Genomic DNA, 20758 nt, shown 5'->3' on the forward strand with positions numbered 1-20758 from the left:
ACTTCCTTTCATGCTTATAGCTTACCCTTTATTATAATCGACTTTCAGAAAAATCTGCATAGAAAAACCAGTATGCTAAAAATACATACTGGTTTTCCTTTTAAAAAATTAGAATCTTGCTGCAGTTTCAGCAACTTTCGCCAATCCTTCTGCAACGATATCCTGTGAGCGATCTGGGTATTGATTATGTCCCTCGATTACGACCGTTTCTGGGTTTTTAATGCCCCATAAGTTTAGATTCATCGTTACGTATTTCTCAGCCATTTCGCCAGCTTCCATTCCAGGCAATGCATAATCGGATCCGCGTGCATTAAGTAAGGCTACTTTTTTATCTCCAGCTAAGCCAACTGGGCCTTCAGCTGTATATTTGAATGTTGTTCCCGCTTGGGCAAGATAAGAAATATAAGTTACCAATGGTGCCGGAACCGTTGCGTTCCATAGCGGGAAGGCAAATACTACTTTATCGGCAGCGAGGAATTGATTCAAGTATTGTTGCACGATATCAGCAATTTCCACTTCTTCTTCAGTCAATTCCATGCCTTGGTTGCGTTTATATAAGGCAGTGATTGCAGTATTTCCGTAATATGGCAAATTCAATTCAAATAAATCCAATTCAGTTATTTCATCGCTACTATTAGCTTCCTTATATGCGTTCAAAAACGTTTCATACATTTTGACACTGATAGCTTGATCCGCTGGGCGGTCATTTGATTTAACAAACAATACTTTAGACATTTTCGTTCCCCCAATTGTTAATTTTGTATATTTAATAAAAATAGCATTTAATCCATATATCTCGAATTAACTGCAATTGCTACTTTCACATTATAAAACTGAAAATCCAATAAGGCAAGGATTATGTTTTTTATTTTCAAACGCAAAAAAACCGAGAGCAATTTGCTCACGGTTACGTTAATTGTTTATGATGGAAGGGACACTTACCTTTTATCGGTTCTATATCATCCCCTATGAAAAATTGTTTCCATTCATTATGATTTACATCGCCAAAGTGACTGATATCAGGATGCTTCGGGAGATTATCCCATTTCTCCACCCGTTCCCGGACCTTTTCCCGTGACATGATTCCGCCTTTTTCCGTTCCTTCCAATCCTTCAAAGATCATCCTGGGCTGGAAACCAAGGACGAGGCTATTTCCTAAATCGCGAGTTTTACGCTGTTTATAAGCAGGTGCATTACCAAAGACAAAGATTGGTTCCCCGGCAAAATGATAGTCCCATAAATAATGATCCGGATCTTTCGGCTTTTCAATTGGCCAAGGTTTTTCATCCGCTTGATGCAGGTATTGAAGGATCTCCCAAAACCTTTTACGGTAAAATTCTATATCACCCTCTATCGAATCAGGCTCCATAAAAACGAAAAGTCCATGCCTTATATATGGTGGTTCCTGAAATAAATCAAGAAAGCTTTCCACTGCTTTAGGGAGATTGGACCAATCTTCCTGTGTGATATAAGCATAACGAAGTTCCCCTTTATTTTCAGCTTTCATACCAAAATAACAAGGAAAGGTTTTATCGGTCACTGTTTCATGGAATGTTTGATATTCCTTGATTAGCCATTGCGGCACTCGATCGGGATTTGTCATATCTTCTTTTGTTAACAAACTTGAATTCGCAGTCAGCATCATTTTCTCCTTAAATCGTCGTTTTATTATATGTTACCCGCTTTAAATAAACTAAAACTTCTTCGAATTGCAAATCAGGTTTATCATTTTCATTTCATTAGGATAACCTAAGAAAAAAATAGGAGGAGGTTGCTAAATGGCAAGGAGAAGGAAAATATTAGTATCTGAAGCGCGACAAGGCCTTTATGATTTAAAAGCCAAAATCGCTGGCACAAAGAATCCCGAAGAGGCAAAGTTCGAAGTAGCAAAAGAAATGGGCGTACCGTTGAAAAAAGACTATAACGGTGAACTGACATCCAAGCAGAATGGAAAAATAGGCGGAAAGTTAGGCGGAGGCATGGTCAAGGAACTTATAAAGATGGCACAGGAAAACTTAGGAAAAAAACATTAACCAGAGTCTATCACTGTAGTTCTTAGACATCAGATAAAGAAATGAACTTTTGAATGGTAAAATTCGGGACTTAACACGTTACAACGCAATAAAAGCCAACCTTTACGGGCTGGCTTTTTTAGATCAGTTAATTCTTACGGGTGAAACTCTTGAAACAACTGACATTATTAATTCCTCCGACATCGGGTAATTAGCGGCAGCTGGGTCGGTCATTACTGCTTTCAGAATTCTTTCCATATCCGACTGGTTAATTTCATAGGCGCTGAAGTCGGAGGGCAGCCCAAGATCAGATAGGAAAACACGTAGCTTTTCTACCACTTTCGCTAAGATCCTTTTTGAATCTTCATCCTGTACTTTCACACTAAAGGCTTCAGCTATCAAATGGGCCTTTTGAAGATATAAATCCGGGATTGATTCCATGACGACCGGTAATAATACGGCATTGGCCAGTCCATGCGGAATACGGAATAACGCCCCATATGCGTGGGCAAAGTTATGAACAGGAATCGCATTCAATGCACTACAAAATGCAGTGATTCCCATCATGCTTCCATGCAGCATTTCCATTCTAGCCTCAATATTCATTCCATCCTTTACGGCCCTCGGTAAATTTCTTTCAATAACTCGAATGGCCTGATATGCATATGCATCGGTTATTGATGTCGCAGCAGGTGAAATGATCGCTTCAATTGCATGTGTCAATGCATCGGCACCAGTAAACGCCGTAATGTCAGACGGCAGTCCGACTGTTAACTCGGGATCTAGAATCGCAACATCCGAACTTAAAAAAACATTGTATATATTCATTTTGACATTTTTATGTTCATTATATATGACTGCGATCGGGGATACTTCAGAACCGGTTCCTGCTGTTGTGGCTACGGATATATGCGGGATATTCATGGATTGTGCTTTTGGAAAACCCTCATATAAAAAACCGCTTGGTATTGAATCATTTATATCCGTAATTCCTTTATATAATCCGTATTTCAATGCTTTTGCGGTATCGATGACACTCCCTCCACCAATGGCAAGTATGGCATCGGCATGAACTTCGCGTGCATATTTCAATGCTTCGTTTACACATTTACTCGCTGCGTCTTGTGTTACACCCAGAAACTGTCCAACTATTTCAGCTTTGGCACCCAATTTCTGCTGCTCAAAAGTTTCGGCAACTTTTTTAACGACGCCTGCATTTTCCAAGCCAGCATCGCTCACGAGCAGAATCCTTCGTGCCCCCAGACCATTGAATAGGCCCGGTATGAGTGAACGAGTGTTAGTGCCACTGTAAACCGAAGACCTTAACCAAAAATTCGAATGAGCATTTACCTTCATATCGTTTCACCTCGGATTTAATAGTCTATATTCGCAGTTAAGAATCGTTCATACGTTGCATTCAAGTTCCCAATGGCCATCCATTAACGAATGTAAACTTACAGTATGCTTGTATCTTATTTCGGCATTATAACACCCCATATTCCTTTTCATTGCTTTGATAGATTTCTTCAATCCCTTTCCCTTTTGCCCTGGCTAATATCTCCATCCGCACTGATAATTGTTTCAGGGTAAAATTCAATACAGCTTGTTGGTCATTACCAAAGGGATTTCCTAACCGATCATATCCCTCCGTATTTAACGTGATGGCCAGTGGTGAAAGCTCCTCCATCCTCTTTTCAACCTGTTTAAAGATATGTGGATGTTCACTGATGATTCGCTGCAGCAGGAAAGTCCCATATGCAATATGGCGTGATTCGTCCTTTTTCAAAAAACCCACACCTTTTAATAAACCAGGCATCATTTTATTAGCTTCGAGAGTCTGATAGAACCCGAAATATCCAGTTTCTGCAAGAACGCCTTCGGTAAACATATTATAAACAGTGGCTGCTTCTGCCAAGGCTTCTGGTGATTGATCGGTTAAAAGTTTCTCCATCGTTTCAGGCAAAATTTCATAAAAAATCGATTTATAAGTGTCTGAGTGATAACCCGTCAAATCACCCGTTTCACCAATTTGATCTAATGTATAGCGAAAGAACTCCATATGCTTCGCTTCCTCGAACAGAAATGTCGTTAAGTACATTTCTTCTTCAATCCGGCCTTCTTTGGCTATTGTCATTATGAGCGGCAGCAAATCCAAAGTCACGGCTTCTTCCCCACCCTGAAAAAGGGAAATGATCCGTAATAACACTTCCCTTTCAATGTCAGTAAATGACTTCCAATCTTCTTTATCCTGGCTGAAATCAATGTCCCGAGGATTCCATATACCGAATTTCTTTGCCTTTTGGTAAAGTTTAAATGGTAGGGTATCTTCTCTAAAACTCCTGCTTGTGGTCGTTAAACTCTTTCTTTTCATGGTAATGCCTCCTTGAAATTATGAACTTTAAACTTTTGAATCTCTAAGGATTTTTAAATTTGTAAGAGTTTTCATTATATTGTAAGATATTAGTAGCATTTATCCTAGTACTGAAAATGTAGGGAGGAATTAAGTCGAATGCTTGAGGAAACTCTGATGAAACATGTAAAAAAGATTTCCCAACAAAAAGATATGGCAAATAAATCACAAATGATCGTAAAGGGCTGTGTGGATTTTTTTTCATTTCAACGAGCATCTTTATTCAGTTACTCATGTTTAACAGGAATGGGTGAAGGAATTTGTGCATGTACAAGTGAAGATACTTTTTCATTACATAATGTTAGGGAAAATATTCATGATATATACCCGATTCACCAAGCAGTCATCCATAACAAGCCCATATACTTAACCATCCAGCATGCGAAATCCTCCATCCCTGCAAAATACGTTAAAAGATTTTCCATCTCTTCATTGGCAATCATTCCGATAATTGTGAATGACTTGGCCATCGGTTTAGTGTTGGTTGACCCCATTCACACTAACGAGCCCGTTACCAAGAATGATTTAATGAAGCTTTCCCATTATTTGAAGCTGGCTGTCAGTTCAACATTCGATTCCGCCCCTCCCACTCACCTTCTAAGCAAACGTGAAGTGGAGGTACTTCAATATTTAGCGAATGGGATGGGATTAAAGCAAATGGCACCAAAAATGAGCGTTAGTGAATTTACTGTCAGAGATCATATTTCTTCTGCCATCAGGAAATTGGGAGTGAATCACCGGACCGAGGCCGTCGCAGTTGCCATAAGGCACAAAATGATTATCTGAAAGCAAAAAAAAACCTTCAAAGAAGGTTTCAGACTGTAGACAAACTCGATGAAAATTGATTGTCTTTTTTATGGCTTGTACAATTGGGACGTTGATTTCCACTCCAGGCACTCGCTTTCCGCGGGCGGTCGGGGAGCCTCCTCGGCTTTCGCCTGCGGGGTCTCCCCTAGACGCGCTTTTCCCGCAGGAGTCTCGTACCTTCCGTTCCAATCAACTTTGTCTTACCTTTTAGATAGAACACTTTTGCCTGGAGTCATTTTTGTTTTAAAATAGAAGTATTAAAACTTAAGGTGATGAGGATGCTTTCTAAACATGATTCTATTCAGCGAGATCAACTTGAAATGATTACTTTAGATCAACTGGTGCCACCGAACCATTTGGTTCGTAAAATGGAGGCTGCCATTAATTTAAAGAAGATGGCCAATTGGACATGGTGAGGTCCAAAAATGGCCTAACATGTGGGCTCGTAGAGCCGCAATCTCTTAACTTTAGGCGAAAATTCAAAGGGAATTTCAAAAGAGGTTCAGAATTTTTTAATTCCGAACCCCTTTTGTCTACAAACCTTCAAAGAAGGTTTTTTTAAGTATCATTGAGTCACTTTTTCTTCAACTTTCGTAGTCCAGCTCAACTCGTCTGTGACTTTACCTGTTTGGACACCTGTCAGTGTATCATAAAGCTCTCTGGAAAGTTCGCCCGTTTCTCCGCTTTGAACAATCATTTCTTCACCATTCCACAAAAATTCACCAATTGGTGATATGACCGCGGCTGTTCCCGTTCCAAAGGCCTCTTCCAAGTGACCCAATTTATAGGCTTCATGAACTTCCTCCATCGAGATGCGTCTTTCCGACACGGGAAGACCCCAATGTTTCAGCAATTCTATAATGGAATCACGAGTAATACCCGGAAGGATACTTCCATTTAAAGCAGGGGTGATGATTTCACCATTAATTTTGAAGAAAACATTCATGCTTCCAACTTCTTCGATATATTTTTTCTCCACTCCGTCTAACCAAAGAACTTGAGCATAACCCATCTTTTCGGATACTTCCTGGGCTTTTAGGCTCGATGCATAATTACCGCCCGTTTTGGCTTCACCTGTACCTCCATTAACTGCACGTGTAAAAGCTGACTCCACTGCAATTTTAACTGGATGGATGCCTTCTTTATAATACGATCCCACTGGTGACATGATGATGATGAACTGATACTTATTCGATGGAGATACTCCAAGATAAGGCTCAGTAGCTATAATGAATGGCCTGATATATAAAGATGTCCCTTCTGCCTGGGGAACCCAATCCTTATCAACGCTAATTAAAGTCTTTAAGGCCTTCAACGCGAAATCAACGTCGACATCCGGTATGCATAATCGGCTATTCGAACTATTTAAGCGTTGGAAATTCTTTTCCGGACGGAATAAGATAATTTCATCCTCAGGTGTTGCATATGCCTTCAATCCTTCAAAAACGGATTGACCATAGTGAAAAATCATAGCTGATGGCTCCAATGAGAGCGGTTGATAAGGAACAATTCTTGGATCATGCCACCCTTGCCCTTGTGTGTAATCCATAATAAACATATGATCGGTAAACTGCTTACCGAACTCAAGCTGGTCCGCTTGTGGTTTTTCTTTCTTTGTTGTACTAAGCGTGATTTGCATGTCATGTTCCTTCATTACCAAAACCCCTTGTTGATTAAATTTACAAGATTTCACTTCCATAAAATCTATCTTTCATTAGTTTACTCCTATAAGGAATCATAGTTCAAGCCTTTAAGACGAAATTTTCGGAATTTTTTAAAATAAATTGGTTTTTCTTTGATTTCCAGACTATGATTCCTGAAAAAAGAATCAATTATTCCTGAAACCACTAAAAATATCAATTCCGAGTGGTACGCTAATATGTCTTGAATATTAGATTAATTTTATCAAAATAATCACTATAAAGCCAATGAGAATAATTTTGGTTCATCGCACCTATAGAGTAAATTCAATCATTTGCCTTTTGTAACCAGGAAAATCGATAAATGAAAAGACTTTTGGCAGATTCGTGAATAATACACCAAAGCAATACCTGCAAACCTTATATGTATATTAAATTCCTTAGAATATATAACATTTTTAATCCGAATCCATAAAGTGTTTTTTCCCAACTCTAAGCCCAGAGGAAAATTTTACATGAATTTCAATTTAGTAGTTTACTACTAAATAATATTCTTATATACTTATCCCACGAGATAGATAAAACGCATGCAAAACGATATATTATAGACAAAACGCATGCAACTTTCTAATTCTTTAACGAAAAGGGGTAACAACATGACAAAAAACAGATGGTTAATCGCTTTATCCGCTATCGCCATTCACCTATCCATTGGCGGTGCATACGCATATAGCGTTTACAAAAAACCATTAGTCGAGACCATGGGGTGGTCAGAAACTGAAGTAACGTTAGCATTCACAATAATGATGGCGCTTGCAGGAACTTCTGCTGCCTTCTTTGGCAAGTTCGTAGAAAAAAATGGACCACGAAAGTCAGCTATGGTCGCGGCTGTATTATTCGGATTAGGACAAGCCGGTTCCGGTTTAGCGGTAATGGTCGATTCACTTCCGCTTTACCTAATGACATATGGGGTGTTAAGTGGACTTGGTATGGGGATTGGGTACATTTCACCAGTATCCACTTTAGTCAAATGGTTCCCAGATCGCAGGGGATTGGCAACAGGAATGGCAGTATTAGGTTTCGGTGCCGGAGCTCTCATTACAGCCCCAGTAGCTGCAAGCCTTATGGAATCCGTTGGCATTTATACTACATATTATATTTTAGGCGCAGGCTATTTCATACTGATGTTCTTAGGGGCATCCTATATTGCACCTCCAAAAGCCAACTGGCTGCCTGAAGGAATGAAGAAAGATATTGAGTCCGGTAAGAAAGAACTGAAGAAAGACCTAAGGCAATTAACTGCAAAAGAAGCGGTTAAAACTAAACACTTCTGGATGTTATGGTCCATGAAATTGATCAATACAAGTGCAGGGATCATGATGATTTCGGTTGCTTCTCCTATGGCTCAAGACGTTGTCGGGCTGTCAGTGGCAGGTGCAGCAACATTAGTCGGTATAATGGGAATCTTTAATGGCGGAGGAAGACTTGGCTGGGCAGCGGCATCTGATTATATGGGCCGTCCAAATGTTTTCGTCATTTTCTTCATCATTCAAATCGGCGCCTTCCTTTTACTTCCAACGACTACAAATACACTATTGTTCCAAGGACTCATCTTGTTGGTCGTTAGTTGTTATGGAGGAGGATTTTCTAATCTCCCTGCATTTGCCGGGGATTTATTTGGCACTAAGGAAATTGGTGCCATCCATGGTTATCTTTTAACTACATGGTCTCTAGGCGGGGTTTGCGGCCCAATGTTGGTTACTGCAATCAGGGAAAGTACGAACAGTTACATTCCGGTATTCTACGTTTTCGCAGCATTAATTGCGATAGCATTCGCCATTTCCATCTGGTTGCGTCTGGACATCAAAAAAATGCAAAAAGAACAGAAACAAGGTGCAACGAACACATTAAGTAAGATATCCTAATTTAATAACCTTTAAAAAGGCATGATCAAGTAAACTTCCATAACCGGAATTTACCTTGATGATGCCTTTTTAGTATGTATATGACCGTATCGGTGCTTTTTGAACTGTAGCACATTGGAATATCATATGGATTAGGTCATCTCACCTGGGGGCAGTTGTGAGCATAAATTCAGATTATCGACTTATGCACGTAAAGACAGGTTAAAGTCAAAATGGCCGATATATTTTTTTAATATGGCCTTCTTTTTACAGTGAAAGTCTTTTTTTGTTTCCATATATCACCTTCGTTTGTTCCGGCTATAGCTATTTGAATTCCAAAGATGTTTAAACAATACGAACTCCCATTTAATAAATAGGTGGTCAGTTAATATTGCTTTTAAGATTCAAAATTGAAACACAACCGAATAAAAGCTGAATGACAAACGGTCATCCATCTAAAAGTTTTGCACCGAACATTTAATCAAGTTATTTAGTTTAACATTAAGCTAAATCAGGGAATCAAGTAAGAGATGGAATTAGGGGGGATTGTCTTGTGGATCAATAAACCGTTTTTCAAATATGCTTGCGCGATCATTTTGATCATTTTAATTATTTTTTTACTGGGTAAGATTGATTATGTTCTCCTGCCGCTGCAAAAAATCATTGCTGCCATGTTTTTCCCTATTATTTTGGCTGGGCTTTTATACTATATATTACGGCCGGTCGTTAACTTGTTAACTGAATTTATCCCGAGGTCAGCTAGCATCTTCACCGTGTTTTTGATTATATTTAGTATGATTGGGATGGCAGGTTACTTTGGCAGTCCTGTAATCGTTGACCAATTTCAAAAATTATCTGAAAACCTCCCCAGCAAAGTCAAGGAATTCTCTAAAGAATCTGAAGTCATGATTGAAAAAAATGATTTTGGCATGGTAAATATGGAAGAGTTGAAAGAAAAAGCGGTCACGCATTTGAAAGATTATTCGGAAAAACTCATCGTGAATGTCAATACCATTTTATCCACGATAACAAGTGTATTAACAGTATTGGTCATTACACCATTCATTTTATTCTATTTCTTGAAGGATGGAGATAAATTACGACCATTTCTATTAAAATACATACCGAACGATGTAGAATCAGAGGGGAACACAATTTTAAAAGACGTCGATAAAGCACTCTCTACTTATATTATTGGTCAATTCATCATATCAATTGTCATAGGGACTTTGATGTATGTTGGCTACCTTATTATCGGTCTCGATTATGCACTCGTATTGGCCTTATTCGCCATGATTTTTACCGTTGTACCATTCCTTGGTCCATTAATAAGCATCATCCCCGCCCTTTTCATTGCCTTACAGCAAGACATTGGGCTGGCAGTGAAAGTACTCATTGTCCTTATTGTTGTTCAACAGGTCGAAGGGCACTTGGTTACACCGAATATTATGGGGAAACGGCTTAACATTCACCCGCTTACCATTATCCTATTGCTGCTTGCTGCTGGATCAATATACGGATTCATTGGCATTTTAATCGCTATCCCTACCTATTCTGTAGTAAAAACGATTATAGGGAATTTCAGGAAGTTTTACAGGTTACGGAATAGGGTTACATAAACAGGAAAAGTTGTCTACACACTTAATTAAAAGAACGATTAAAAATAAAAACAAAAAGCACTCGTTTCAGACTGTAGACCAACTCTTAAGAAAGAGAATTTGCCTACAGTTTTTTCTTTCAAAAAAAGTTCCAGTTTATTTCATAAAACCATAAAAAACCATTATGGAAAACCTATTCTTACTATCATGGTTCGGAATAGTCCATCCCCCCCTTTTTTTTGTAGACAAACTAAAAACGTTGATAGTTGCATCAACGTTTTTTTAATAATTTTTTAACACAGCGTTTAAAAAAGGCTGTGAAGCTTTTCTTTTTGATGACTTGCTGGGTATGAATTTGCTTCTGTATATAAATTTCTTCTTTGTTTATGGCGTTACTTTCCGCTAACACCAGACCCAAATCGGAGTTATGATCTTTGTTTAGGACGATTTTGTAAGGAATATCATGACTCATTGCCAATTTAATATATTTTCCTAGATATTGATAGTCCATCTGACCATTTAAAAACAAATTTGAACGGGGATACTGCTTCATCATTTGCTCTATCTCCGGGTATACATTCGTTTCAAAGACTTGGCTTCTTTTTAAGACGATGACTACGCGTTCCCGTAATGTGCCCAGAAATTCCCTTCGTTCACCAGCCTTGATTTCTTTTGGACCATGGATGCCTTGTTCTAGATAGTCCTCCACCTTTAGGCGTGACAATTCTTTCCCACCTCCGCTTTCCCTTCAATAATGTATGTAATATGGCCAAAAATAGTGCCCATCATTCTTTTGATATGCATAAAAGTGAAATTGGATCTAAGTTTGACTTTTCCCATAGTTAATTAGTCTACCCTTTTTTTAATAAATTGTCACTTTAGCCTCGCTTCATGCATAGGATAGTATATGTGTAAATGTAGGTTGCTTAAATGAGGGACGGGGAAAAACATGAAAAAAATAATTGTATTTGTATTGATTTTCGCCTTTAGTTTTTTGGGGTTCAGTAATGCTTCAGGTGCGGCAGCAAGACAACTGATTATCATCAATAAAGCCAATAATCAGCTTGCCTATTACGAAAATGATAAATTGGTGAAGGTATTCATCGTGGCGACAGGTAAGAAAGCCTCCTACACTCCTGAAGGAAAGTTTAAAGTAGTGACAAAGATTGTGAATCGTCCCTATTATAAAGGCAACATTAGAGGCGGAGACCCAAAAAACCCTCTAGGTAAAAGATGGCTGGGGATCAATGCAAGGAATACACCAGGAAATACGTACGCAATACACGGCAATAATGATTCTTCAACAATCGGGAAATATATAAGTGCCGGTTGTATCCGTATGTATAACAATGATGTACAATGGCTTTACGATAGGGTGAGAATGAGCACTGTAGTCTTGATTGCCAGTTCGAATAAATCATTTGCCAACATAGCTGCCACAAATGGATTCAAAGTGAGCGGATCTGTGAGCCTGCCGGTGAATACAAACGCTACCCTAAAGAAAGGAAGCAGTGGCCCTCAGGTTATCGAACTGCAAAAAAGATTAACTAAACTTGGATACAGCACTAAAGGAGTAGATGGGTCATTTGGAAAAAACACCGAAACAGCCGTAAAGAAATTCCAAAAGTCCAAAAAACTTACTTCTGATGGAATCGTCGGACCAAAAACAAAAAAAGCACTAGGACTTAAATAAATTTCTCAATGATATCCACTGATTAGAGGATATCTTTTTTATATTTTAACTGTACAACCTATACATTATTACCCATATCGTCTTTAATTTCCCACCATCAGATATTGACTTTATGTTATAATTTATACATCAACAGCTAATCATAATCGCACTGTCATTACATACAAGGAGGTAATACAAATGTACGATGAAATTCTAGTGAATTCCATTAAAGCAATTTTTGTTATCGGCACCATTTCAATGTTTGTGATTTTAGGATTCGTAAAAGGACGCAGGTTTTAACTTTATCCAATCGTTAAAATATCTGCACGTGCCTGGTTTCTTGTATTATTTTCATACAGGTAATCAGGCTATTTTCTCTTTAAAAAAGGCTCTTTTCGTAAAGATAGTTGTTTTTAAAACGAAACTATTTAAGGTGATTGGGGCGGAAGTGCGAGACTCCTGCGGGAGCAGCGGGACAGGTGAGACCCCACAGGCGTTTACGCCGAGGAGTTTCACCTCCCGCCCTGCGGAAATCGAGCATCTGGAGGGGAAATCAACCACAACTCACTACCTGGTAAATAGCAACAAAGTATGTGAAAACAGCCTAAAAAAAGCATATCCTCTATGGGCATGCTTTTCTTTACCAATTCCAATTATCCGTATTATCTAAAAGTTGGTCGATGTCAAATGTATCAAGATGGAATGGAACTGACTCTTCTGCTATCGCTTCAGTGGCTAACAATAATTGGTCGATATCAATAATGGCCAAAACAGCCCTCTCCCTTTTTTAATGGTCTTTACCCTCATTTTTAATACTTTAAACAATTCGTTCAAAAGAAATTTTATTAGAGGGTCTCCTTAAAATTTTACATTTGACATTTATTTAAGAGGCAGTGAATCTTTTTCAGATCCTTCCGGAGAAAGCGTATGTATCAATTTAACCAGCTTATAAAAGGTCCCGCTGCAGATTGTTACCTCGGGCAGATTATGAAATATTGATTTTTTATTAATATGATAATTTTCTTTCTCAGGAGAATACACAATTATTTTCTTATTTAATGATAAAGCATAGCCAAGCTCATATAGATTACCTTTTCCTGCCGTTAGGAAGATCAGCATGAAATCGGCTTCCTCTATCCCCTTTTTTTCATATTCTCCAATGTCGTCCGTTAATTGGTTTTTCTCATCATTCGTAATTAAATTCATGTCATTCACACAAGTAAATCCTTTTGAAGTCAATTTCTTGATCAATGATTTTACTTGCTTCAAATTTTTTTCGTCTGATGCTATATAATATTTCACACATACACCTCCAAAATATATAACTATTGATACTTTTTACCTACGTTACCTATACTATACATATTCGTTATAAAGAACGCAATATCCTTTCCCCAAAAATAAAAAATAATTAAATGGGGAATTTTTTAGCGAAACTAAAAACCATCATTCCTTTTACAGGTAATGATGGTTTTTTTATTTTATGAGTGCCACTATTATCCCCATCGACTTCAGCTTACTAAAAAAATAATAAAATAATATAATATGTACTGGTCTGACATTCCGGGTTACAAATTCAAGTAATCCAAAATAAAAACCTTGTCCTTTAACCGGCAAGGTTTTTTTATTTTTCATATGTGATATTTTCTATTTCAATTCTGAAGGGTGCAGCCTCGCATATATTAATTCCCCGATCCAGATTCACCTTTTCCATTTCGCTTGCATCCGGGATTGTTTTTTTATCGTGTATAAAATGTTCGACCATGGATTCCAACAGTTCTTGAGCACAAGCTAAGGCATCTAACCGATTCCTGCCGCTAACGGAAGAAATAATTCCTTCTCGCCTAAAATCCGGGAAACAAACTTGAACGGAAAAAGAGTCGATAATCAACGGGTGCTTTTCATAATAGAATACGGCTGGGTACTCAAAGATTTGAATGGTCAAAATATCATCCCTTCATACAATATTTAGATATTTATAATAATTATAACATGAATTTCCATTTTATATAGGTTTAAATTACTTTTCTTTGTTTGTCAAATTAATACTTACATTCAATAGGTTGATATATCCGTATTGACTACGAAATAAAAAAACACCATGAAAATCAAAATCATGAGAACATTCAAGATTATTCCAATAATGCTGCACACTTTTCCAGCTGTCACTAAACCATTTCCAGATTCACCAGTAAGGTTCATTTCTTGTTTACTTTTCGATGCAAATATTAACCCTAAAATACCTAATATGATGCCGATGATTGGAATAAACAGGGATAATACCCCCATGATCAATGATACAATCGCTTTGCTATTGCTTCTTTTAATTTCCGACATATTTTCCACCTTCTTTCTTCCTTTATATATACGGTTATTAAAAGCAAAAGATTCATTTTTTGTGTACTCATTCATCATTATTATTCTATTTGATTAAGAAGTCCGCTCCCTTTCCGCCGACTGTCTGCCAAGCCTCCTCGCCACAAGCGCCTGTGGGGTCTCGGCTAGCCAGTTATTCGGCTGGAGTGTCGCAAATTTCTTCCATTTATTAAGGATTACAGTATAAAATCAAGAGGATCCCCTTGTTTCAATTTGTTTGGGATGAGTCCAGCCTACGGTTTCTTCTTAAAATAACATTCCGGTGATTCCAGAAATCCGCTCCCTTTCCGCCGACTGTCTGCCAAGCCTCCTCGCCACAAGCGCTTGTGGGCTCTCGGCTAGCCAGTTATTCGGCTGGAGTGTCGCAAATTTCTTCCATTTATTAAGGATTACAGTATAAAACCATGAAGGATAACTTAGTTTCAACGTGTTTGGCATGAGTTCAGCCTACGGTTTCTTCTTAAAATAACATTCCAGTTGATTCCAGAAATCCGCTTCTTTACCACCGACTGTATGGATCATGGAGTATAAACAAGCTTTAAAATAAGGTTGAGGGTGAGACACTTCCGAATCTCCTAGACAAATAGAAAACGACTCATTTCTGAGCCGTTTTTTTAGGTGCGTTTCAATTCAAGTCTCTGGGCTACCAAAGAAAGGCTATAGTTAACTATGAAATACATGAGAGCTACCAGGATCAAAATCGGTATTAAATACTTTTGACTTTGTCCATATATGATTTGACCATGATGTGTCAGCTCAGGCAAAGAGATGACAACCGCTAAAGAGGTATCCTTTAATAAAGAAATGAATTGGCTGACAATGGGAGGAACCATGCGGCGCAGCGCTTGGGGCAGAATAATATGTATCAATGCCTGTGTATAGCTCAAACCTGATGAACGGGCAGCTTCCATTTGACCTTTATCAATGGATTTCAGTCCACTTCTAATGACTTCAGAAAGCATGGCTGACTCAAAAATTGTCAAGGCAACTATGGCTGCTGGAATGATTTCCAGTTTAATCCGTATCTCCGGCAAAGCAAAATACGTAAAAAATATGATTAATAACAGAGGTAAATTACGTACCGTTTCTACAATCAAAGCTAGTATTTGTGATAACACCGGCACTTTTGCGTATCGGATTATACCTACAAGCCCGCCAATAATGAAACTTAGAATAATGGATATAAAAGCTACCTGGAGCGTTACCCAAAATCCTTCTAATAAAAACTTAAGATTATCTGGTGTATATGCACCTGCAAAATCCATATCTTATACCTCCCTCAATTACTCTTAGCCAGACGTTTTTCCAAATAACCAACGCCAAAGCTTAAAGGAATGGTAAGAATTAAGTAAAAAGCTGCAACGAAAATGTACACATCAAACACGACAAATGTCCTTGAAGAAATCAAATCTCCGTGGTACATAAGATCGAGTCCTGCAACGACGGCCAATATGGAAGAATTCTTTACTAAATTGATAAATTGGTTCCCTAAAGGAGGAATGACGATTTTAACGGCCTGCGGCAGTATGACGAGCCTCATGGCCTGCCCATATGTCAGGCCTGATGAACGGGCAGCTTCCATTTGACCCTTAGGCACGGAGAGTATGCCTGCCCGAATTGCCTCAGCTATGAAAGATGAAGTGTAAATGGTCAAGGCTAATGTCCCTGCATATAGACCGCTTAGTTTAAGACCAAGAAAGAAGAAAAAGGTAATGATCAATAACGGTATGTTCCGAATGAACTCGACATAGGCGGTACCCAGCCAGTTCAGTGGCTTTATTGGCGCAATCCGCATGATGGCAATTAGCACACCAAGAATCAAACTCGATACCAACGCGATCAAACTCGACATGATCGTATTTTTAAAGCCTAATAAATACATATCCAGATTCTCTGTTAAAATGGAGAAATCAAGCACGGCATACAACTCCTTTAACTAGTAAGGATGAGCAATACGCTCATCCTCACAGACAAATGTTCAAATGTTATTCAAGGTCAGCTGCCCATATACATTTGCTAAAATGTTTAGTGTTTAATCCATTTATCATGGATTTCGTCGTACTTGCCTGAATCTTTAAGTGACTTAAGGGCTTTATTCAACTCTTCCACAAATTCAGTATTCCCTTTTTTTACGGCAATTCCATATGGCTCTTCGGTAAATGTACCGCCAACAAGCTCATAGCTTGGATCTTCATCTGCCATTCCATAAAGGATGGAATCATCCGTTGTCAATGCATCCCCTTGTCCGGATTTAAGTGCAGCGAACGCTTCGGAATAGTTTTCAAATTCCAGCACTTGTGCTTCAGGAGCTTTTTCACGGATATTTATGGAAGAAGTAGAGCCCTTGACAGCCAATACCTTTTTCCCTTTCAAGTTATCAATACCCTTGATATCGCTGCCCTTTTTGACTAACAAAGATTGTCCCGCGTCGAAGTAAACATCAGTGAAGTCAACTTCTTTTTTACGATCTTCCGTGATTGTCATAGTTGCTACAATTGCGTCGATATCACCATTATTCAATAAGGCCATCCTAGTTTTAGAAGTCACTTCTTTAAATTCAACTTTATTCTCATCACCAAGGATTTCTGCTGCAAGAGCTTTGGCAATATCAATATCAAAGCCTTCTACCTCTCCAGTACTAGGATTCTTCAAACCGAATAGCCTTGTATCATTTTTCACCCCAAAAACGATCTTATCCTTTTCCTTCACTTGTGCTAGAACATCTTCTTCTTTGCCTTTACCTCCACCCTCTTCAGCTTTGTCGGTATCATTCCCCCCGCCGCAACCAGCTAATAAAATGACGGCCAGTAATGATAGCAAAGATAATTTTAACCATTTCTTTTTCTTCAACATGTAATTCACCCCTGTTTTTTATTTAATGATTTAATATACGGCTAAGGAATAAACGAGCCCTCTCTTCACGAGGATTGGCGTAAAACTCAGCCGGAGTTGCCTCTTCTAAAACCCTGCCTTCGTCCATGAATACGATTCGATCCGCCACTTCACGGGCAAATCCCATTTCGTGCGTAACAACCACCATCGTCATTCCTTCATGGGCAAGTGCTTTCATAACATCCAGTACCTCGCCAATCATTTCCGGATCCAAGGCTGAGGTAGGTTCATCAAAAAGCATGATTTCCGGTCCCATTGCCAAACCTCTGGCAATCGCTACCCGTTGCTGCTGTCCACCTGAAAGCTGGGAAGGAAATGAATTTGCTTTATCTCCAATCCCCACTTTGTCCAAATACTTCAGTGCAATTTTTTTTGCTTCCTCTTCGGATTGTCCCAAGACCTTCCTGGGAGCAAGCATGATATTCTCGAGCACGGTTTTATGGGGATACAAGTGAAAATGCTGGAAAACCATACCGATATTACGACGGAGTTTGTTTATGTCCGTCTTTTTATCCGCTACATTCAAACCATTTATTGAAAGGGATCCTTCCGAAATGGTCTCTAGACGATTAATGCATCGAAGCAGTGTACTTTTTCCTGATCCGGAAGGTCCGATGACCACTACCACTTCCCCTTTCTTGATTGTTAGATTAATTTCTTTCAATACATGGAAATCGCCATAATACTTATTCACTCGGTCAAAAACTATCATAATTAGCACCCCGTCCATAATCAATCTTCGAAACTGAATATTTATAATAATCAGAATTATAAAAGCGTACTATAACATTCTCTTAACTCGAATCATAACTTATGTATAATCCTTTCTTCCAATATTATTTCCCAATATTTCGATAGTGTTAGGGAAGCGACCATTTTTATTGTTATTTTAAACTAGTAATTTAAATAATATATTCAATATTCACACTTTTTATTATATATAATATTTCTTAAAATTACCATCTAAACTTTAAATTGTTAAAAACGTTATCATATTTCATGATATTATTGCTATATTCCATATAAATGCTAAATTTTAACTTATTTCCCCTTGGAAAAATCCCCTCTTTTTGTAAAAAATCATTTATTTCCCGAAAGCTGAATACGCTTTTAATAATACAAAAAGACAGCATTTGCTGTCTTTTCGTATTATTCCTTTATCGCATCTTCAAATGGTGCTGAATACAAACCCCTTGGCGCCAGCATATCCGTATCTGATTCATGAATTTCCCCATTGTGGGTATATGGACCTGCTGGAAAAAAATCAAACAAATCACTTTCCTTATGTATGATCAAGAAATAATCGTATAAATCATCCATAAGTTCCTGATGTTCATCTATTTTCATGATTTCACCACATTCATCAAGTTCAAAGTTTTCATTAATCGCATCTTGAAGTTCCTCATTATTTGAATAAGCGATATAAAAATCGACATCTCCGCACTCCATGCATAGCAAAAGTTTTTCTTCCAGTGCTTCTTCAAAGGTTTTCAGGACGATTTCCTTTAGTATGGCATCAATCTTTCCAGGATTAATCAATTTAATTTTAGTCTGGAACACAAAACCCCTCCAATCAAATACTGGCATTAAAATACCAAACGCCGGTTTAATAAGCTTCTCTTTAATATTAAAATGAAATTGTTGAAATCATTTTTTCATCAACACCTAATAAAGGCCATAAGTTCATGTACCGCGATGGGTACCCAGCCCAAGATTTGGTCATCAAGGGCAATGCCTATAATTAGGCCGGATCTCGTTTATTGGATAGGAAACGTCCGATTCGTGTTTAAAATAAGTTTGCCCACATAATTAGAATCATAATCTTCTATAATACAAAGAAAAAGATGATGGGAAGCGTAATCAGGCTTAATGATGTACTGATGAATGTAGCACTTGAAACGAATTCAGGCTCCGTATTGAATTGGAGCGCATACATTGTAGTGTTAGCCGCCGTTGGCATGGCAGCTACGATGATCATGATATGCCTGACCATTTCACCCACTGGCAAGGCAAGTGATAACAGGAAGGCAATTGCTGGTGAAACGGCAAGTTTAAGGAGTAGCGAAACTGATAGCTTTCGATAGGCAATTTTTTTCAGGGAAATGTTGGCCAGCTGCATTCCCAGTGTAATCATGATTGTCGGGATCGCTGCGTTTGCAACAAGATTAATAGCTTCCATAACCGAATTGCTTAAAGGTATGTTCACGAACTGAAAGGCTGTTCCTGCAATAGCTCCATATACAATTGGCATTCGACATACCGCTTTAATTGCTGTTTGAACTCCGTTTCCTTCAGGACTGCCCTTTGCTGCAAAATAAATGCCGATCGTGCACATCACTAACTGCTGTCCCACCATAAGGATGATTGCATAATCGAGTCCTGCGGCTCCGAATAACAAGAAAATGACGGGTGTACCGTAATTCCCGTTATTCATGAATGCCGATGCCAATATCATGCCGCTTGTTTCAGTGACTGTATAATTGCGAAAAAAAGATATAATGTAGACTACCAGTATGAGAGAAAGGCAAAGTACTATCGTGAATAAGAACAGGTAAAAATAATTAATCGTAAACTCTGCGGAATAAAAAGTCCGGAACACGAGAAAAGGTGACATTAAATATAATGCCATCGTGGAAATCGATTTTGTATCAAGATTAAACTTTTTCTGACCAATGAAACCTAAAACAAATATACCGAATATCGGTAATAGAACTCCCAAAAAACCCATGCATATCACCTTCATAATTCTAATGATTTTCTTCTAACAATATCAGTTTTATAATTATTTGTAAAAATTCTTTTAAATCCTTTCGATCGCACGTCATAAAATTGATTTTTCTTTATTTTCAGAAAACGATATTCTGTTTCCCCAGACATATGGTATATTGTTTATTATATTTACGTTAAAAAACGTAACATTAACACTTTTTGGTTATTAATATATGAAGGGGTGTTTTTTAGTGGATGTAAAATTCATGGAGATGGCTGTTCGGCTTGCAAATGAAAATGTACTGGCTAAGAACGGAGGTCCTTTTGGTGCTATAATCGTAAAAGATGGCAAAGTCGTGGGCAGAGGATGTAATAATGTGACAACGGCCAACGATCCAACTGCTCACGCCGAGGTACAGGCGATTCGTGATGCATGCAGGAATCTCGACAGCTTCCAACTTACAGATTGTGAAATTTACACTAGCTGCGAACCATGCCCCATGTGCATCGGTGCTATTTATTGGGCACGTCCAAAAGCCATTTATTACGCATGCACTAAAGAAGACGCTGCAGTTATTGGCTTTGATGATCACTTTATCTATCAAGAACTTGCCCTGCCAATGGAAAACCGCACAATTAAAATGAAACAATTGTCTTTTAATGACCATGACTTACCATTCCGAACATGGGAAACCAATACGGAAAAAGTGAAATATTAACTGGTTTTTATGGCCA

23 protein-coding genes are annotated in these 20758 nt (G+C 38.3%); 7 read left to right on the forward strand and 16 right to left on the reverse strand.

Features of this window, described 5'->3' with window-relative positions:
• Nucleotides 1–108: 108 nt before the first annotated feature.
• A complete protein-coding gene (locus tag ACJ9PY_RS13360; RefSeq protein WP_187049447.1) occupies nucleotides 109–735 on the reverse strand; it encodes an FMN-dependent NADH-azoreductase in 627 nt (208 codons plus the stop codon).
• A 172-nt stretch (nucleotides 736–907) separates the two neighbouring features.
• Nucleotides 908–1642 carry a YqcI/YcgG family protein gene (locus ACJ9PY_RS13365; RefSeq protein ID WP_034306969.1) on the reverse strand — a complete coding sequence of 245 codons (735 nt, stop codon included), beginning with the start codon at nucleotides 1640–1642 and terminating at the stop codon, nucleotides 908–910.
• A 136-nt stretch (nucleotides 1643–1778) separates the two neighbouring features.
• On the opposite strand from ACJ9PY_RS13365, the gene ACJ9PY_RS13370 reads away from it, so the two are divergent.
• A complete protein-coding gene (locus ACJ9PY_RS13370; RefSeq protein WP_411738332.1) occupies nucleotides 1779–2033 on the forward strand; it encodes a small, acid-soluble spore protein, alpha/beta type in 255 nt (84 codons plus the stop codon).
• A gap of 123 nt (nucleotides 2034–2156) precedes the next feature.
• On the opposite strand, the gene ACJ9PY_RS13375 is transcribed toward ACJ9PY_RS13370, so the two are convergent.
• Together ACJ9PY_RS13375 and ACJ9PY_RS13380 are read right to left on the reverse strand one after the other, a co-directional pair.
• Complete coding sequence (locus ACJ9PY_RS13375) at nucleotides 2157–3368, reverse strand: iron-containing alcohol dehydrogenase (protein ID WP_411738333.1); 1212 nt, start codon at nucleotides 3366–3368, stop codon at nucleotides 2157–2159.
• A gap of 127 nt (nucleotides 3369–3495) precedes the next feature.
• A complete protein-coding gene (locus ACJ9PY_RS13380; RefSeq protein ID WP_278089542.1) occupies nucleotides 3496–4383 on the reverse strand; it encodes a R2-like ligand-binding oxidase in 888 nt (295 codons plus the stop codon).
• A gap of 138 nt (nucleotides 4384–4521) precedes the next feature.
• Between ACJ9PY_RS13380 and ACJ9PY_RS13385 the strand changes: the two genes are divergently transcribed.
• Both ACJ9PY_RS13385 and ACJ9PY_RS13390 read left to right on the forward strand, forming a co-directional pair.
• Nucleotides 4522–5208, forward strand: a complete 687-nt coding sequence (locus tag ACJ9PY_RS13385) for a helix-turn-helix transcriptional regulator (RefSeq protein ID WP_369316466.1) — start codon at nucleotides 4522–4524, stop codon at nucleotides 5206–5208.
• Nucleotides 5209–5507: 299 nt separating this feature from the next.
• Complete coding sequence (locus ACJ9PY_RS13390; RefSeq protein WP_156500305.1) at nucleotides 5508–5645, forward strand: hypothetical protein; 138 nt, start codon at nucleotides 5508–5510, stop codon at nucleotides 5643–5645.
• 149 nt (nucleotides 5646–5794) lie between these two features.
• On the opposite strand, the gene ACJ9PY_RS13395 is transcribed toward ACJ9PY_RS13390, so the two are convergent.
• Nucleotides 5795–6883: a branched-chain amino acid aminotransferase gene (locus ACJ9PY_RS13395; RefSeq protein ID WP_411738334.1), complete on the reverse strand. Its 1089-nt coding sequence runs from the start codon at nucleotides 6881–6883 to the stop codon at nucleotides 5795–5797.
• A 642-nt stretch (nucleotides 6884–7525) separates the two neighbouring features.
• Here ACJ9PY_RS13395 and ACJ9PY_RS13400 point away from each other — a divergent pair.
• Both ACJ9PY_RS13400 and ACJ9PY_RS13405 read left to right on the forward strand, forming a co-directional pair.
• Nucleotides 7526–8794, forward strand: coding sequence for an OFA family MFS transporter (locus ACJ9PY_RS13400; RefSeq protein WP_098866704.1), 1269 nt, complete (start codon nucleotides 7526–7528; stop codon nucleotides 8792–8794).
• A gap of 530 nt (nucleotides 8795–9324) precedes the next feature.
• Nucleotides 9325–10392, forward strand: a complete 1068-nt coding sequence (locus ACJ9PY_RS13405) for an AI-2E family transporter (RefSeq protein WP_063576131.1) — start codon at nucleotides 9325–9327, stop codon at nucleotides 10390–10392.
• 250 nt (nucleotides 10393–10642) lie between these two features.
• Here ACJ9PY_RS13405 and ACJ9PY_RS13410 read toward each other — a convergent pair whose 3' ends face one another.
• Complete coding sequence (locus ACJ9PY_RS13410; RefSeq protein WP_034306989.1) at nucleotides 10643–11095, reverse strand: YueI family protein; 453 nt, start codon at nucleotides 11093–11095, stop codon at nucleotides 10643–10645.
• A 225-nt stretch (nucleotides 11096–11320) separates the two neighbouring features.
• Here ACJ9PY_RS13410 and ACJ9PY_RS13415 point away from each other — a divergent pair, with 225 nt between their 5' ends.
• Nucleotides 11321–12064: a L,D-transpeptidase family protein gene (locus tag ACJ9PY_RS13415; protein WP_268565722.1), complete on the forward strand. Its 744-nt coding sequence runs from the start codon at nucleotides 11321–11323 to the stop codon at nucleotides 12062–12064.
• Nucleotides 12065–12686: 622 nt separating this feature from the next.
• On the opposite strand, the gene ACJ9PY_RS13420 is transcribed toward ACJ9PY_RS13415, so the two are convergent.
• The 10 genes from ACJ9PY_RS13420 to ACJ9PY_RS13465 form a co-directional block, all read right to left on the reverse strand.
• The gene (locus ACJ9PY_RS13420) at nucleotides 12687–12815 is read right to left on the reverse strand and encodes a hypothetical protein (RefSeq protein ID WP_255256757.1); all 129 of its coding nucleotides are present in this window, start codon (nucleotides 12813–12815) and stop codon (nucleotides 12687–12689) included.
• A gap of 110 nt (nucleotides 12816–12925) precedes the next feature.
• Complete coding sequence (locus tag ACJ9PY_RS13425) at nucleotides 12926–13375, reverse strand: nucleoside 2-deoxyribosyltransferase (protein ID WP_411740280.1); 450 nt, start codon at nucleotides 13373–13375, stop codon at nucleotides 12926–12928.
• Nucleotides 13376–13670: 295 nt separating this feature from the next.
• A complete protein-coding gene (locus ACJ9PY_RS13430; protein ID WP_053535156.1) occupies nucleotides 13671–13991 on the reverse strand; it encodes a hypothetical protein in 321 nt (106 codons plus the stop codon).
• A gap of 110 nt (nucleotides 13992–14101) precedes the next feature.
• The gene (locus ACJ9PY_RS13435; RefSeq protein ID WP_063577730.1) at nucleotides 14102–14383 is read right to left on the reverse strand and encodes a DUF4190 domain-containing protein; all 282 of its coding nucleotides are present in this window, start codon (nucleotides 14381–14383) and stop codon (nucleotides 14102–14104) included.
• Between the two features lie 653 nt (nucleotides 14384–15036).
• Nucleotides 15037–15687 (reverse strand): amino acid ABC transporter permease, encoded by a 651-nt coding sequence (locus ACJ9PY_RS13440; RefSeq protein ID WP_034307000.1) that lies wholly within the window; start codon nucleotides 15685–15687, stop codon nucleotides 15037–15039.
• Nucleotides 15688–15701: 14 nt separating this feature from the next.
• On the reverse strand, nucleotides 15702–16340 hold the full coding sequence (locus tag ACJ9PY_RS13445) for an amino acid ABC transporter permease (RefSeq protein ID WP_034307002.1): 639 nt from the start codon (nucleotides 16338–16340) through the stop codon (nucleotides 15702–15704).
• Nucleotides 16341–16447: 107 nt separating this feature from the next.
• A complete protein-coding gene (locus ACJ9PY_RS13450; protein WP_063576128.1) occupies nucleotides 16448–17275 on the reverse strand; it encodes a transporter substrate-binding domain-containing protein in 828 nt (275 codons plus the stop codon).
• A 22-nt stretch (nucleotides 17276–17297) separates the two neighbouring features.
• Nucleotides 17298–18026 (reverse strand): amino acid ABC transporter ATP-binding protein, encoded by a 729-nt coding sequence (locus ACJ9PY_RS13455; protein WP_057277533.1) that lies wholly within the window; start codon nucleotides 18024–18026, stop codon nucleotides 17298–17300.
• 437 nt (nucleotides 18027–18463) lie between these two features.
• The gene (locus ACJ9PY_RS13460; RefSeq protein WP_057277532.1) at nucleotides 18464–18874 is read right to left on the reverse strand and encodes a hypothetical protein; all 411 of its coding nucleotides are present in this window, start codon (nucleotides 18872–18874) and stop codon (nucleotides 18464–18466) included.
• Between the two features lie 265 nt (nucleotides 18875–19139).
• Nucleotides 19140–20042 (reverse strand): AEC family transporter, encoded by a 903-nt coding sequence (locus ACJ9PY_RS13465; protein WP_057277531.1) that lies wholly within the window; start codon nucleotides 20040–20042, stop codon nucleotides 19140–19142.
• Between the two features lie 214 nt (nucleotides 20043–20256).
• Between ACJ9PY_RS13465 and ACJ9PY_RS13470 the strand changes: the two genes are divergently transcribed.
• The gene (locus ACJ9PY_RS13470; protein ID WP_095679507.1) at nucleotides 20257–20742 is read left to right on the forward strand and encodes a nucleoside deaminase; all 486 of its coding nucleotides are present in this window, start codon (nucleotides 20257–20259) and stop codon (nucleotides 20740–20742) included.
• Nucleotides 20743–20758: the final 16 nt, after the last annotated feature.

The sequence above is a fragment of the Peribacillus sp. S4 genome (genome assembly GCF_046715815.1).
GTDB lineage: Bacteria > Bacillota > Bacilli > Bacillales > DSM-1321 > Peribacillus > Peribacillus frigoritolerans.

Excerpts from the sequence above, each read along its gene's own strand:
- ACJ9PY_RS13360 (WP_187049447.1), bottom strand. The coding sequence starts at position 735 with ATGTCTAAAGTATTGTTTGTTAAATCAAATGACCGCCCAGCGGATCAA.
- ACJ9PY_RS13365 (WP_034306969.1), bottom strand. The coding sequence starts at position 1,642 with ATGCTGACTGCGAATTCAAGTTTGTTAACAAAAGAAGATATGACAAAT.
- ACJ9PY_RS13370 (WP_411738332.1), top strand. The coding sequence starts at position 1,779 with ATGGCAAGGAGAAGGAAAATATTAGTATCTGAAGCGCGACAAGGCCTT.
- ACJ9PY_RS13375 (WP_411738333.1), bottom strand. The coding sequence starts at position 3,368 with ATGAAGGTAAATGCTCATTCGAATTTTTGGTTAAGGTCTTCGGTTTAC.
- ACJ9PY_RS13380 (WP_278089542.1), bottom strand. The coding sequence starts at position 4,383 with ATGAAAAGAAAGAGTTTAACGACCACAAGCAGGAGTTTTAGAGAAGAT.
- ACJ9PY_RS13385 (WP_369316466.1), top strand. The coding sequence starts at position 4,522 with ATGCTTGAGGAAACTCTGATGAAACATGTAAAAAAGATTTCCCAACAA.
- ACJ9PY_RS13390 (WP_156500305.1), top strand. The coding sequence starts at position 5,508 with ATGCTTTCTAAACATGATTCTATTCAGCGAGATCAACTTGAAATGATT.
- ACJ9PY_RS13395 (WP_411738334.1), bottom strand. The coding sequence starts at position 6,883 with ATGAAGGAACATGACATGCAAATCACGCTTAGTACAACAAAGAAAGAA.
- ACJ9PY_RS13400 (WP_098866704.1), top strand. The coding sequence starts at position 7,526 with ATGACAAAAAACAGATGGTTAATCGCTTTATCCGCTATCGCCATTCAC.
- ACJ9PY_RS13415 (WP_268565722.1), top strand. The coding sequence starts at position 11,321 with ATGAAAAAAATAATTGTATTTGTATTGATTTTCGCCTTTAGTTTTTTG.
- ACJ9PY_RS13435 (WP_063577730.1), bottom strand. The coding sequence starts at position 14,383 with ATGTCGGAAATTAAAAGAAGCAATAGCAAAGCGATTGTATCATTGATC.
- ACJ9PY_RS13440 (WP_034307000.1), bottom strand. The coding sequence starts at position 15,687 with ATGGATTTTGCAGGTGCATATACACCAGATAATCTTAAGTTTTTATTA.
- ACJ9PY_RS13450 (WP_063576128.1), bottom strand. The coding sequence starts at position 17,275 with ATGTTGAAGAAAAAGAAATGGTTAAAATTATCTTTGCTATCATTACTG.
- ACJ9PY_RS13455 (WP_057277533.1), bottom strand. The coding sequence starts at position 18,026 with ATGATAGTTTTTGACCGAGTGAATAAGTATTATGGCGATTTCCATGTA.
- ACJ9PY_RS13465 (WP_057277531.1), bottom strand. The coding sequence starts at position 20,042 with ATGGGTTTTTTGGGAGTTCTATTACCGATATTCGGTATATTTGTTTTA.
- ACJ9PY_RS13470 (WP_095679507.1), top strand. The coding sequence starts at position 20,257 with ATGAAGGGGTGTTTTTTAGTGGATGTAAAATTCATGGAGATGGCTGTT.